The following is a 12763-nucleotide window of genomic DNA, read 5'->3' on the forward strand; positions in this document are numbered from 1 at the left end:
AGGAGAGCCGCGTCGGCGACCGGGCTCAGCGGCATACGGACGCCGGCGTCAGCGCGCGAAGGCCATCCCCTCGGTGACGTCGCCCCGCAGCATGTCGCGGCGGTCGAGGAGGTAGTTCTGGCGCATGAGCCAGGGGGCCCCGTCGCCCTGCACGGGCAGCTGGTCGGCGGCGCGGGCGACGTATCCCGAGCTGAGCGGCAGGAGCGGGCGTCGGTCCATCCCACCCGGCGGCACGGGCATCGCGGACCGCCACCCGTGGGCGTCGAGATGGGTGAGGAGGCGGCAGACGTAGCGGCTCGCGAGGTCGGCACGCAGGGTCCACGACGCGTTGACGTAACCGACGCAGATCGCGAGGTTGGGCACCCCGCCGAACATCATCCCCCGGTAGACGACGAGGTCGTGCGTCGGACGGCGCTCGCCGTCGACGCTGATGTCGATGCCGCCGGCGATCTTCATCCGCAGGCCGGTCGCGCTGACGATGACATCGGCATCGAGCTCGCGTCCGGACGTGAGCCGGATGCCGCTGGCGGTGAAGGTGTCGATCGTGTCGGTCACGACGTGCGCGGTCCCGGCCCGGACCGCCTCGAAGAGGTCGCCGTCGGGCACGAGGCAGAGGCGCTGGTCCCACGGGTCGTAGCTCGGCGTGAAGTGCTCGCGGACGAGCTCGCTCGAGCCGAGGCCCCGCACGGCCCCCTTCGTCAGCAGCGCCCGGGCGACCCGCGGCCGGCGCCGGCTCAGCTGGTAGAACGCGCCCGTCGTGAGGACGTTCTTGTAGCGGATGACGTCGCCCGCAGCCTGCCCCGGCAGGACCTTGCGCAGGGCGTCGGCGACGCGGTCGCGCCGCGGCAGCGACGTGATCCACGTCTGCGAGCGCTGGAGCATCGTCACGTCGGCCCCGAGCTCGGCGAGCGAGGGCACGAGCGTGACCGCGGTCGCGCCCGACCCGATGACGACGACCTTCTTCCCGGAGACGTCGAGGTCCTCCGGCCAGAACTGAGGGTGGACGATCCGGCCGGCGAAGTCGTCCTGTCCGGGGAAGACGGGCGCGTGCCCCTGCTCGTAGTCGTAGTAGCCGCTGCACAGGTAGAGAAAGCCGCACGTGAGGCGCTGCTCACCGCCGCCGGTCTCGACCGTCACCGTCCAGCGTGCGTCCTCACTCGACCAGTCGGCGGCAACCACCCTGTGGCGGAAGCGGATCCGCTTGTCGATGCCGTACTTGGCAGCAGTCCGCCGCACGTAGTCGAGGATCTGGCCGCCGTCCGCGATCGCCTCCGCCTCGACCCACGGCTCGAAGGGGTAGCCGAGCGTCTGCATGTCGGAGTCGGAGCGCACGCCGGGATAGCGGAAGAGGTCCCACGTGCCGCCGATCGCGGAGCGGGACTCGAGGATCGCATACGTCTTCGTCGGGCACATCGTCTGGAGCCGGTAGCCGGCCCCCACGCCGGAGAGCCCGGCGCCGACGACGAGGACGTCGAGGTGCTCGGTCACCGGGTCGCTCGCTTCATCGCTCACCACGGCATTGTGACGTATGCCGCTGGGCTCGCTACCCGGGAGTAGGCACCGGCTACCCTCGGCGGGGTGACTGCCTACCCGCACCTGCTCCAGCCGCTCGACCTGGGGTTCACGACGCTGCGCAACCGCGTCATCATGGGCTCGATGCACACCGGCCTCGAGGACCGGGCCCGCGACGTCGACCGGCTTGCGGCCTACTTCGCGGAGCGGGCGCGCGGCGGGGTCGGGCTCATCGTGACGGGCGGTTACGCGCCGAACATCGAGGGCTCGCTCTACCCGGGTGGGTCGGTCCTCATGACGCGACGCCAGGGTAGGCGGCACGAGCGGATCACGAGCGCCGTCCACCGCGAGGGCGGCAGGATCGCCCTCCAGATCCTCCACGCGGGCCGCTACGCCTACCACCCACTGGCGGTCTCGGCGTCCGCGATCAAGGCGCCGATCTCGAGGTTCGCACCCCGTGCGCTCTCCGCGGCGGGCATCCGGCGCCAGGTCGCGGCATACGCCCGCTGTGCCCGGCTCGCGAAGGAGGCCGGCTACGACGGCGTCGAGGTCATGGGGTCGGAGGGCTACCTGCTCAACCAGTTCCTCGCGCCGCGGACCAACAAGCGCACCGACGCCTACGGCGGTTCGGCCGAGAACCGTCGCCGGCTCCCCGTCGAGGTCGTCCGCGCCATCCGCGACGCGGTGGGCCCCGACTTCATCATCATCTACCGGCTCTCGATGCTCGACCTCGTCCCGGACGGCCAGACGTGGGAGGAGATCGTCGCCCTCGCCAAGGACGTAGAGGCGGCCGGGGCCACGATCATCAACACCGGCATCGGCTGGCACGAGGCACGCGTCCCGACGATCGTCACCTCCGTGCCGCGCGGAGCGTTCATCGACGTGACGGCCATGCTGCGTCCGGAGGTGTCCGTCCCCGTCGTCGCCTCCAACCGGATCACGATGCCCGAGCTCGCCGAGGACGTCATCGCCGCCGGCAAGGCCGACCTCGTCTCGATGGCCCGCCCGTTCCTCGCCGACCCCGACTGGGTCCGCAAGGCCGCCGAGGACCGGTCCGACGAGATCAACACGTGCATCGCCTGCAACCAGGCCTGCCTCGACCACACCTTCGCCAAGAAGACGGCGAGCTGCCTCGTCAACCCGCGCGCCGCCCACGAGACGACCCTCGTCCTCGCGCCGACCCGACGCTCGAAGTCCGTCGCCGTCGTCGGCGCCGGCCCGGCGGGCCTCGCGACCGCGGTGGCCCTGACCGACCGGGGGCACCGCGTCGAGCTCTTCGAGGCCTCGACGGACCTCGGCGGCCAGTTCGCCATCGCGATGCGGATCCCGGGCAAGGAGGACTTCGCCGAGACGGTCCGCTACTACCGCCGACGGCTCGAGCTCGGCGGCGTCAAGGTCCACCTCGGGCGCCGGGCGGCAGTCGACGACCTGACGGGGTTCGACGAGGTCGTCGTCGCGACCGGCGTCGAGCCGCGCATCCCCGACATCCCCGGCATCGACCACCCGAAGGTCGTCACCTACGCCCAGCTCGTCCGTGAGGGCGTCCCGGCGGGCCGGTGCGTCGCCGTCCTCGGCGCCGGCGGCATCGGCGTCGACGTCTCCGAGTTCCTCACACACGTCGAGTCGCCACTCACGGTCGCGCAGTGGATGGCCGAGTGGGGCGTCGGCGCACCCGACTCCGGACGCGGCGCCCTCGTCGAGCCGCACCCCGCGCCCTCCCCGCGCGAGGTCCACCTGCTCCAGCGCAAGGCCACGTCGATCGGCAAGGGCCTCGGCAAGACCACCGGTTGGGTTCACCGGGCGGCCCTGAAGGCCAAGGGAGTCCACCTGCACACGGGCGTCAACTACGAGCGCATCGACGACGAGGGCCTCCACATCACCCACGGCGAGGAGCGCACCGACCCCGAGGTCATCGCCGCCGACACGATCGTCCTCTGCACCGGCCAGGAGTCCGTCAACGACCTCGGGCCCGCGCTCGCCGCGGCCGGCGTCACCGTCCACGTCATCGGTGGCGCCGACGTCGCAGCCGAGCTCGACGCCAAGCGGGCCATCCGCCAGGGCACCGAGCTCGCCGCCACCATCTGAACCGGCGCCGCGGAGGCCGTCGTCGAGGAGGCGGCCCAGCGCGTGGGGCAGGTCGTGGCGCTGGTGGACGAGCGCGTCGCAGCCCGTGCTCACCTTCCTCGAGGCGTCGTGCGCAGGCACGGGTTCCCGGTGAGGGAGCCGTCGACCGCCTGGCGGCGCAGGAACCCGTCGATGTGGCGGGCCGCGTCGTCGGCGCCGTCCTCCGTCCGGACGCGCACCCCGAGGTCGTATGCCGTTGAGCGGGCTCGCGCGGACAGCGCGACCTCGAGCGCGGCGCCGAGACGGTCGGGGGTCAGGTCCTTGCGAGCGATCGGTCGCGGGCCGACCCCGAGGTCGGAGACCCGACGGCCCCAGTAGGGCTGGTCGGCCGCGTGGGGCACGACGACCTGCGGCACCCCGGCCCGGAAGGCAGCGGCGCTCGTCCCTGCGCCGCCGTGGTGGACGACGGCGGAGCAGCGCGGGAAGAGCGCCTCGTGCGGTGCGCCGGCGATGCCGAGGACCGACGTCGGGAGCCCGGCCTCCGAGATCGCCTCGACCGCGAGGCCCGCGAGGCCCGCGCTCACGACACCGCGCAGGCCGAGCCGGTCGAGGACCGCACAGAACCCCCGCACGACCGCGACGGGGTCGGCGGTCGGCATCGACCCGAAGCCGAGGTGGACGGGCGGCGGTCCGGCGTCGAGGAACCGCTCGAGGGCGGGATCGAGCGGCTCCGAGCCGGGGGCGCGACAGAACCAGAAGCCGGTCTGGCGCACCGCCGGCGGCCAGTCCGGCGCCGGTGGCACGACGGCGCGGCCGACGGCGAGGAGCGTCGGGGTGCGACGGGCGGCAGCGGCATACGACCGGAAGCTCCCGCGCGGGAGGCCGCGCCGGGCACGGAGGAGGTCCCCCGTCGGCCGGACGATGTCGTGAGCCGCGCGTCCGGCGAGCAGGCTCCACGCGAGGTTGGCGACCGATCGGCCGTGGGGCCGGAGCGCGAAGGCGAGCGACGGGCCGTATTCGCTCGGCCACACCGGCTGGAAGATCGCGTAGACGTGCGGCGTGCTCGTCCCCGACACGAGCGCATCCACCGCGTCGAACGTGAGCGCGCTCGACACGACGGCGTCGGCCCGTGCGACGAGCCGCTCGAGGTCGCCCGCAAGGGCCTCGGCCGTCCACGCGACGGCTCGGCGCATGAGACGGGCCTCACGGACCTGGTTGGTGCTCGAGCCCTGGAGCCACTCGCGACCGAGGTCCGAGCGGACGCCCTCCTCGAGCTCGAAGGAGAACGCCTCGAAGTCGATCCCGTGCCCCGCCACGAGGTCGCGGAAGTCTGCCGCGGCTGCCAGCGACACGGCATACCCCCGCTCGACGAGTCGCTCCCCGAGCGCGACCATCGGCTGGACGTCACCGCGGGAGCCCATCCCGAGCAGGAGCACCCTCACGCGAGCAGCTCCCGGACCCGGGGGGCGACCTCCTCCGCGTAGAGACGGATGCACTCCATCCGCTGCTCGTGCGGCAGCGTGCCGAGGGAGTACTTGAGCTGGAAGCGCGAGAGGTCGAGGGTGCTGACCGTGCGCGCGATCTTGCGGGCCACGGTCTCGGGCGACCCGCAGTAGACCGCACCGTCCGGGCCGAGCTGGGCCAGCGCCTGCTGCGGTGTCATCGGCGCCCAGCGGCGTTCGCGGCCGAGCTTGTTCATGAAGGGGACGAAGTGCGGCAGGAACTCCTCGATCGCCTGCTCGTCCGTCGCGGCGACATACCCGGGCGAGTGGACGCCGACCGGCCGCTCCGGCCGGCCCAGCTCCTGAAGCGCCCGGCGGTAGAGGTCGGCGAGCGGCACGAACTGCTCGGCGGACCCGCCGATGATCGCGATGACGATGGGGAAGCCGTAGTGCGCGGCGCGGACGACCGACTGGGGTGTGCCACCGACACCGACCCACGTGCGCAAGTGGCCCGACTCCGTCGTCGGCATGATCGACTCCACGTCGACCGGCGCTCGGTGGGAGCCCTGCCACGACACCGGCTTCTCGGTGAGGACGGCGGCGAGAAGGTCGAGCTTCTCGGAGAAGAGCGTCTCGTAGTCGCCGAGGTCGAGGCCGAAGAGCGGGAAGGACTCGATGAACGAGCCGCGCCGACCGTGATCTCGGCGCGGCCACCGGAGATGGCATCGACCGTGGCGAAGCGCTGGAAGACGCGGATCGGGTCGTCGGAGCTGAGGACGGTGACGGACGTGCCGAGCCGGATCCGCTCGGTCCGACCTGCGAGCGCGGCGAGCAGCGTGTCGGGGGCGCTGACGGCGAAGTCGGGCCGGTGGTGCTCGCCGATGCCGAAGAAGTCGAGACCGAGCCGGTCGGCGAGCTCGCCCTCGGCCAGCACCTCCCGGATCACGACGGCGGGGTGGAGCGGCGTTCCGTCCGGGCCGTTCGCGATGTCGCCGAAGGTGTCGAGACCGAGTTCGAGACTCATGGACCCATCGTAGGTCCGGCCACCGCCACCTCCCAGACGCGCTTGGCGACGGGGTCCCAGCGTCGGACGGCCACGAGCTCACCGTCGCGGGCCGCCGGGTGGCCGACGGACTCGAGGACGGCGAGGGCGCGGCCGACCTCCTCGGGCTGCAGGCCGCGCGCGAGGGTGACGTGCGGCGTCCAGCGGCCGGGCAGGAGGGTGACCGGGACCTCGTCGCACGCGGCCATGGCCGCCGCGACGTCGTCCTGGAGCCGGAGGAGCGGGGTCGTCGCGAGGACGAGTCGTGCGAGGACGGGCCCCCGGGAGCCGAGCAGGAGCAGCGGGCCGAGCCGGACCGCCAGGGGAAGCCGGGCCTCGCTCGCCTCGATCGCTCCGGGCAGCCGTGCCTCGACCTCGGGTGGGACGGCCGACGCGCCGGAGAGGGTGACGTGCGGCGCGTTGGTCGCGCCCGGGTGGCTCGCCTGGCTCGGCAGGCCGGCGTCGAGCAGGGCACGCCACTCGGCCCGGACGGCGGCATCCGTCGCGGGGTCGAGCAGGGCCTCGACGGAGTGGAGGCTCACCGCCCACGCCTCACGGCAGGCGTCCCGGGTCGAGACGGGCAAGGACCGTCGCGAGCGTGCGGCGTTCGCGGTCGCTCAGGCGACCGAAGAACTCCTCCGCGCCGACCCGCCGGGCCGCGTCGACCTCCCCGAGCACCGTCTCCCCCGCACTCGTCAGCCGGACGGTCGTCGCGCGACGGTCGCCCGGGTCGGGGGCCCGCTCGACGAGCCCACGCCTCTCGAGCCGGTCGACGACGTCAGTCGCCGACCTCGGCGCGATGCGCAGGTGCTCCGCGACGACTCCGAGCCGGGTGGGCCCGTGGTGCCCGATGACGCGCAGGGCGCGGGCGTCGTGCGGCGACAGGTCGAGCGGGTCGAGGCCGGTCGACCAGCGGCGGCGGAGCGCCCGGGCGGCGCCGAGGAGGAGCTCGTCGAGGGGGGCCCCGGCGTCGTCGGGAGCCGGCTCGTCCGTGGGAGGCATGCGAGCAGCATACGGCGTGATTTGCGACCAAACCTCATAGTGAGGTAACCTCAGCACCGTGAATCGGAGCCCACACATGGAGTAGCCCTTGAACGACACCACCATCGCCACGAACGTCACCACCAGCGCCCCCGCCCGCGGAGGCCGCGGCCCCGCGAGGATCGACCCGGACGACCGCGCCCAGCTCGCCGAGTCGCCCGTCTCCGTGCGCCGCGTCGCGAGCCTCTTCCGACCGCACCGCGCCACCGTCGCCGTCGTCACGGCGATCATCGTCGCCATCTCGCTCATCTCGATGGCCCAGCCCTTCCTCCTGCGCGCCGTCATCGACCACGCGCTCCCCCAGCAGGACCTCCGCCTGCTCCTCTGGGCCGTCGGAGGGATGCTCGCCGTCGCCGTCGTCACGCAGCTGCTCGGCGTCGTCCAGACGTGGCTCACCACGACCGTGGGCCAGCGCGTCATGCACGGCCTGCGCACCGACGTCTTCCGTCACGTGCAGCGGCAGTCGATCGCCTTCTTCACCCGGACCCGGAGCGGCGAGGTCCAGTCGCGCCTCACCCACGACATCTCGGGGATGCAGTCGGTCATCACGTCGACCGCGACCTCGATCGCGAGCAACGTGACGACCGCCGTCGCCACCGCGATCGCGATGATCGCGCTCAGTCCCCGTCTCTCCTTCCTCTCGCTCCTCGTCATCCCGCCGGCCGTGTGGATGACCCGCCGCGTCGCCCTGCTCCGCCGCGACATCACCGCCGCGCGCCAGCGCCGCCTCGCCGACCTCCACAGCCAGGTCGAGGAGGGCCTCACCGTGAGCGGCGCCACCCTCATCAAGACGCTCAGCGCGGGCCAGCTGACAGCCGACCGGTTCGCCGCGACCTCGACCGACCTCATCGACCTCGAGCTCCGGTCCCAGCTCGCCGGCCGCTGGCGGATGGCGACGATGCAGATGATCTTCGCCGCCATCCCGGCCCTCATCTACCTCGCCGCCGGGTTCCCCGCGACGTCGGGCGGCATGACGATCGGCACGCTCATCGCGTTCACCGCGCTGCAGGCCGGCATCTTCCGCCCCCTCATGGGCCTGCTCGACGTCGGCGCCCAGTGGGTCACCTCCATGGCGCTCTTCAGCCGGATCTTCGGCTACCTCGACCTGCCCGTCGAGATCGTCCCGCCGGCCGACCCCGTCGAGGTCGAGCACGACCGGGTCCGCGGCGAGCTCCGCTTCGAAGGCGTGAGCGTCACGCACGACGGCCGGAGGTATGCCGTCGACGACGTCACGCTGAGCGTGCCCGCCGGCACGACGCTCGCCCTCGTCGGGGAGACCGGCTCCGGCAAGTCGACGCTCGCCGGGCTCGTGTCCCGGCTCACCGACCCGGCCGCGGGGCGCGTCACCATCGACGGGGTCGACCTGCGGGACCTCGCCCCCGAAGACCTCGCGCGCATCGTCGGCGTCGTCTCCCAGGAGACCTATCTCGTCCACGCGTCGATCCGCGACAACCTCCTCCTCGCCGCACCTCAGGCGACCGACGACGAGCTGTGGCAGGCCCTCGAGGCGGCTCAGGTATCACACCTCGTCGCGGGCCTGCCCGACGGCCTCGACACCGTCGTCGGCGCTCGCGGTCACCGGTTCTCCGGCGGCGAGAAGCAGCGGCTCGCGATCGCCCGCACGCTCCTGCGCGGCCCACGGATCCTCGTCCTCGACGAGGCGACGAGCGCGCTCGACAACGAGACCGAGCGCGACCTGCAGACCGCGATCGACCGCCTCATGGCCGGCCGCACGACCCTGACGATCGCCCACCGGCTCTCGACGGTCCGCGACGCGGAGCAGATCGCGGTCCTCGACCACGGCCGGGTCGTCGAACTCGGCGACCACGACGGGCTGCTCGACCTCGGCGGTCGCTACGCGCGCCTCGTCGAGTCCCGCTCCGAGCGGCCGGAACGGCCGGCCCTGGCCGCCTGACCGGAGCCCGCCGCCCTGCGCATCACCAGCCGGAGACCGCGCGGTCGTCGATGCCGAGATGATCGCCCACGAAGGCCTGGATCTCGGAATCCCTGACATGCCAGGGGCGCTCGTCGACCGACACGACGAGCGTCGGAAGGTCAAGGGAGGACACGATCTCGAGCTCGATCGACCGGCGGTGGCGCATGAACTCGACGTAGCCGTCGAAGCCCTCGAGGCCGTAGGCGAGGCCGTAGCCCTGCTGGGTGTGGTAGCCGATGACCGACTCGAGCCACTCCGGCGAGCGCTCCGCGGCGGCCTGCTCGAGCGTCGCTCGCGGGTCACCCGCGTCGAGGTAGACGAGGGCCGGGCGACGCGGGGCGGCTGCGCGGGCGAGGCCCCGGATGTGCGACTCGACGACCTCGACCGGCTGGTCGAAGCGCGCGAGGAGTGCGGTGACGGGGTTCTGCACGAGGACACACTCGAGGACCTCGACGTGGGCGGGCGCCGAGCGCTGGCCGTACTGGCGCCAGCTCTCGGTGAGGACCCGCATGTGGAGCTCGGGGCTGACCGACCCGTCGTAGCTGTCGTGCTCGGCGAGGCGGCTGCGCAGCGACCGGGGCCACTCGGGGTGGCGACCGTGGCGCACGAGCCAGACGTCGCCCGAGCGCTCCGCCGCGCGGATGAGGTCGTCGGCCGACGACGGGAGCTCGCCGAGGAAGCGGACGAGGTCGTCGTTCGTCAGGACGGCAACCTGCTCGAAGTCGACCGGGTTGTCGTGCCGCCCCTCGGGGTAGTGCTCGGCCGAAACCCCCTGGCCGGACAGCCAGGTGGAGAGGCCCTGCGCCGTCGTGCTCTTCCCCGACCCGGGCAGGCCCTCGACGATGATCAGCCCAGCCATGACACTCACTCTCGCTCAATGGGGTCCGGGCGCCGCCGAGTCACATCATCGGCGACCGTCGCACGGACGGAAGCGCAGTCTATGAGTGCGTGCGGCGTCGACGCGACCCGCGAGGAGTAACGATCGGCGCACGGTGTGGCACGGTGGACCCATGGTGCATGCGATGCGCGAGCCGGCCCACCGCGTCTCGCCCCGGGCGCGCCGGCTCTGGGCGGTCGAGGCGGCCCTCGCGGTCCTCGTCGCGCTCGCCGCGCAGGCCGTCTGGTGGTTCGTCGACGACGCCCCCGACCGCACCGCTCACCGGGTCGTCGCGGCGGTGTGGGCCGTGGTCGGGCTCGGCTACCTCGTCGTCATGCCGCAGTGGCGCTACCGCGTGCACCGGTGGGAGGCGACGCCGACCGCGATCTACACGCAGACCGGGTGGCTCAACCTCGAGCGCCGGATCGCACCGCTCAGCCGGGTCCAGACCGTCGACCTCGAACGCGGACCCCTGTCGCAGCTGCTCGGACTCGCCTCGGTCACCGTGACGACGGCATCGGCCGCAGGTCCCGTCCGGATCCACGGGCTCGACCTGCCGGTCGCGCTCGACCTCGTCGACTCCCTCACCGCGGCCGCCGTCCTCGACGTCGGAGACGCGACGTGACCGAGCGCGCGCCGGGCGACGGTTCCGGCTGGCGCCGCCTCGACGCGCGGATGCTGCTCGTGCACCCCGTCCAGACCTTCGTCCGCTTCCTTCCGGCCATCCTCGCGATCCTCATCGCCCGGTCGAGCACCTCGGGCTCGTCGGACGGCGACCGCTGGGAGCTGGTCGCCCTGCCGCTCATCGTGGCCGTGGGCGCGCTGCGGTGGTTGACGACCCGCTACCGGATCGGCGACGGCCAGATCGAGCTGAGGCGGGGCCTGCTCAACAAGACGACGACGACCGCCCGTCTCGACCGGGTCCGCACGGTCGATCTCACCTCCGAGCTGCACCACCGCGCCCTCGGGCTGGCCAAGGTCGAGATCTCCACCGGGAGCGCCGGCAAGGACCGGCTCGTCCTCGACTCCCTCAGCCTCGTCGACGGCCGGCGCCTCCGGGCCGAGCTGCTCCATCGCGCCGCGCCGGCCCCTGCGCCCGACCTCGCCGCGCACCCCGTCCTCCCGGTCGCGCCGGCCGACGTCAGCGCTGACGAGGAGCTGCTCCGGCTCGACCCGGCGTGGGTCCGGTACGCGCCCCTCACCCTCACCGGGCTCGCGACCGCCGCCGCCGTCGTCGGGTTCGCCGTCCAGGGCCTGCAGCGCTATGCCGACGACGGGGCCTTGACGTCCGCCGCCGAGCAGGTCCGTGCTCTCGTCTGGTGGGCCGACGTCGTCATCCTCCTCGCGGTCATCTCCCTCCTCGCGGTCCTCGCCTACGTCCTGTCGTTCTGGGGGTTCCGGCTCTCGCGCAACACCCTGGGGACCCTGCACGCCCGGCGCGGCCTCCTCACGACCCGGGAGACGACGATCGACCGGTCGCGGCTCCGGGGCGTTCGGGTCGAGGCGCCGCTCGGGCTGCGGCTCGCCGGAGCACGCCGACTTCGCGCGGTGAGCACCGGTCTGCCCACCGAGCGGGGCGGCGGCTCCGACTGGCTGTCGCCGCCGGCTCCCGTGGAGGCCGTCACCACCGTGGCGGTCGAGATCGTCGACGACGCGAGCGCGGTGCTCGCCGCGCTCGTGCCGCACGGACCGGCCGCACGCCGGCGACGGCTCAACCGGGCGCTCGCCCCGGCCGTCGTCGTGGGCGCCGCCCTCATCGCGGCCCGGGCCGTCCTCGGGTGGCCGACCGGTTTTGCCGTGGCCGTCCCGGTCCTGCTCGCAGCAGCGTTCGCCCTCGGGATGGACCGGTATGCCGGCCTCGGCCACCTCGTGACGCCGACGCACCTCGTCGCCCAGCACGGGTCCCTCGACCGCAGCCGGGTGGTGCTCGCCCGAGAGGGGATCATCGGGTGGACGATCCGGCAGTCGTTCTTCCAGCGCCGGGCGGGCGTCGTGACGCTTGTCGCGACCACCGCGGCGGGGCGGCAGCACTACGAGCTCGTCGACGTGACGCCGGAGCGCGCCCACGCGGTCGTCGCCGAGATCACGCCGGCGCTCGTGGCCGACTTCTCCTGACCATGCCCCCATGGACCACCATGTCCCTGTGACGCGGCCCCCGGTTCTCGACGACACGGATGCGCTGGAGCGTGCCCTCGAGCTCGCGGAGCGCGGCCGCCGCACGCTCCTCGGCATCACCGGCCCTCCCGGGTCCGGCAAGTCGACGTATGCCGCCCGGCTCGTCGACGTCCTGCGCGCGCGTGGCGTCGGGGTGGCTCTCGTCCCGATGGACGGCTTCCACCTCGCCCACGACGTCCTGACGTCCTCGGGCGAGGTCGCCGTCAAGGGCGCGCCGCACACGTTCGACGCGGCGGGCTACGTCCACCTGCTCGGCCGGCTCCGGACCCCGGACCGCGAGACGGTGTGGGCGCCTCGCTTTGACCGCGACCTCGAGGACGCCATCGCAGGGAGTATCGGCGTGGGTCCGGAGGTCTCGCTCGTCGTCACCGAGGGCAACTACCTCCTCCTCGAGACGGGCGCCTGGTCACGGGTGCGCGAGCTCCTCGACGCGTGCTGGTACCTCGACGTCCCCGACGACGTCAGGCGCTCGCGACTCGCCGCGCGCCACCAGGCCCACGGCCGCTCCGCGGCGGAGGCCTGGGAGCGCACCCTCGGCAGCGACGAGGCCAACGCGCGCGTCATCACCGAGACCCGGTCGCGCGCCGACGCCGTCGTCACGGCCCGCGCGAGCGCACGAGCTGTGCGAGGAGCGGGCGAACCGTCGAGCGAGGACCCGGCGACTCGTCACTGAC

At 73.3% G+C, this 12763-nt stretch carries 10 protein-coding genes and 1 pseudogene; 5 read left to right on the plus strand and 6 right to left on the minus strand.

The window, feature by feature from the left end; genetic code table 11:
- Positions 1–48 precede the first annotated feature (48 nt).
- Positions 49–1512, minus strand: a complete 1464-nt coding sequence (locus N865_RS06835; RefSeq protein WP_034803390.1) for a flavin-containing monooxygenase — start codon at positions 1510–1512, stop codon at positions 49–51.
- A 66-nt stretch (positions 1513–1578) separates the two neighbouring features.
- Between N865_RS06835 and N865_RS06840 the strand changes: the two genes are divergently transcribed.
- The gene (locus tag N865_RS06840) at positions 1579–3597 is read left to right on the plus strand and encodes an NADPH-dependent 2,4-dienoyl-CoA reductase (protein ID WP_034803330.1); all 2019 of its coding nucleotides are present in this window, start codon (positions 1579–1581) and stop codon (positions 3595–3597) included.
- Positions 3598–3686: 89 nt separating this feature from the next.
- Here the strand turns inward: N865_RS06840 and N865_RS06845 are convergent, their stop codons facing one another.
- The 4 genes and pseudogenes from N865_RS06845 to N865_RS06860 form a co-directional block, all read right to left on the minus strand.
- Entirely contained in the window at positions 3687–5018 is a 1332-nt protein-coding gene (locus N865_RS06845) for a glycosyltransferase (protein WP_051510292.1), read from the minus strand.
- Positions 5015–6042, minus strand: a pseudogene (locus N865_RS06850) (LLM class flavin-dependent oxidoreductase). The gene N865_RS06845 and the pseudogene N865_RS06850 overlap by 4 nt, the downstream one beginning before the upstream one ends.
- Positions 6039–6602: a 2'-5' RNA ligase family protein gene (locus tag N865_RS06855; protein ID WP_034803394.1), complete on the minus strand. Its 564-nt coding sequence runs from the start codon at positions 6600–6602 to the stop codon at positions 6039–6041. The pseudogene N865_RS06850 and the gene N865_RS06855 overlap by 4 nt, the downstream one beginning before the upstream one ends.
- 10 nt (positions 6603–6612) lie before the next feature.
- On the minus strand, positions 6613–7062 hold the full coding sequence (locus tag N865_RS06860) for a MarR family winged helix-turn-helix transcriptional regulator (protein WP_034803332.1): 450 nt from the start codon (positions 7060–7062) through the stop codon (positions 6613–6615).
- A gap of 88 nt (positions 7063–7150) precedes the next feature.
- On the opposite strand from N865_RS06860, the gene N865_RS06865 reads away from it, so the two are divergent.
- The gene (locus N865_RS06865) at positions 7151–9016 is read left to right on the plus strand and encodes an ABC transporter ATP-binding protein (RefSeq protein WP_245603692.1); all 1866 of its coding nucleotides are present in this window, start codon (positions 7151–7153) and stop codon (positions 9014–9016) included.
- 22 nt (positions 9017–9038) lie between these two features.
- Here N865_RS06865 and N865_RS06870 read toward each other — a convergent pair whose 3' ends face one another.
- Positions 9039–9896: a P-loop NTPase family protein gene (locus tag N865_RS06870; protein WP_034803334.1), complete on the minus strand. Its 858-nt coding sequence runs from the start codon at positions 9894–9896 to the stop codon at positions 9039–9041.
- A 151-nt stretch (positions 9897–10047) separates the two neighbouring features.
- On the opposite strand from N865_RS06870, the gene N865_RS06875 reads away from it, so the two are divergent.
- Genes N865_RS06875 through N865_RS06885 form a run of 3 tightly spaced genes read left to right on the plus strand, consistent with a single transcriptional unit; the run spans position 10048 to position 12762 of the window.
- Positions 10048–10539, plus strand: coding sequence for a PH domain-containing protein (locus N865_RS06875; RefSeq protein ID WP_051510294.1), 492 nt, complete (start codon positions 10048–10050; stop codon positions 10537–10539).
- On the plus strand, positions 10536–12029 hold the full coding sequence (locus N865_RS06880; protein ID WP_034803338.1) for a PH domain-containing protein: 1494 nt from the start codon (positions 10536–10538) through the stop codon (positions 12027–12029). The genes N865_RS06875 and N865_RS06880 overlap by 4 nt, the downstream gene beginning before the upstream one ends.
- A gap of 10 nt (positions 12030–12039) precedes the next feature.
- Positions 12040–12762: a nucleoside/nucleotide kinase family protein gene (locus N865_RS06885; protein WP_051510295.1), complete on the plus strand. Its 723-nt coding sequence runs from the start codon at positions 12040–12042 to the stop codon at positions 12760–12762.
- Position 12763: the final 1 nt, after the last annotated feature.

This window comes from Intrasporangium oryzae NRRL B-24470 (assembly GCF_000576595.1).
Lineage (GTDB): Bacteria > Actinomycetota > Actinomycetes > Actinomycetales > Dermatophilaceae > Intrasporangium_C > Intrasporangium_C oryzae.

Bases quoted from the DNA above. Each gene is read 5' to 3' on its own strand.
- N865_RS06860 (WP_034803332.1), bottom strand. From the start codon at position 7,062: ATGCCTCCCACGGACGAGCCGGCTCCCGACGACGCCGGGGCCCCCCTC.
- N865_RS06870 (WP_034803334.1), bottom strand. From the start codon at position 9,896: ATGGCTGGGCTGATCATCGTCGAGGGCCTGCCCGGGTCGGGGAAGAGC.
- N865_RS06875 (WP_051510294.1), top strand. From the start codon at position 10,048: ATGGTGCATGCGATGCGCGAGCCGGCCCACCGCGTCTCGCCCCGGGCG.
- N865_RS06885 (WP_051510295.1), top strand. From the start codon at position 12,040: ATGGACCACCATGTCCCTGTGACGCGGCCCCCGGTTCTCGACGACACG.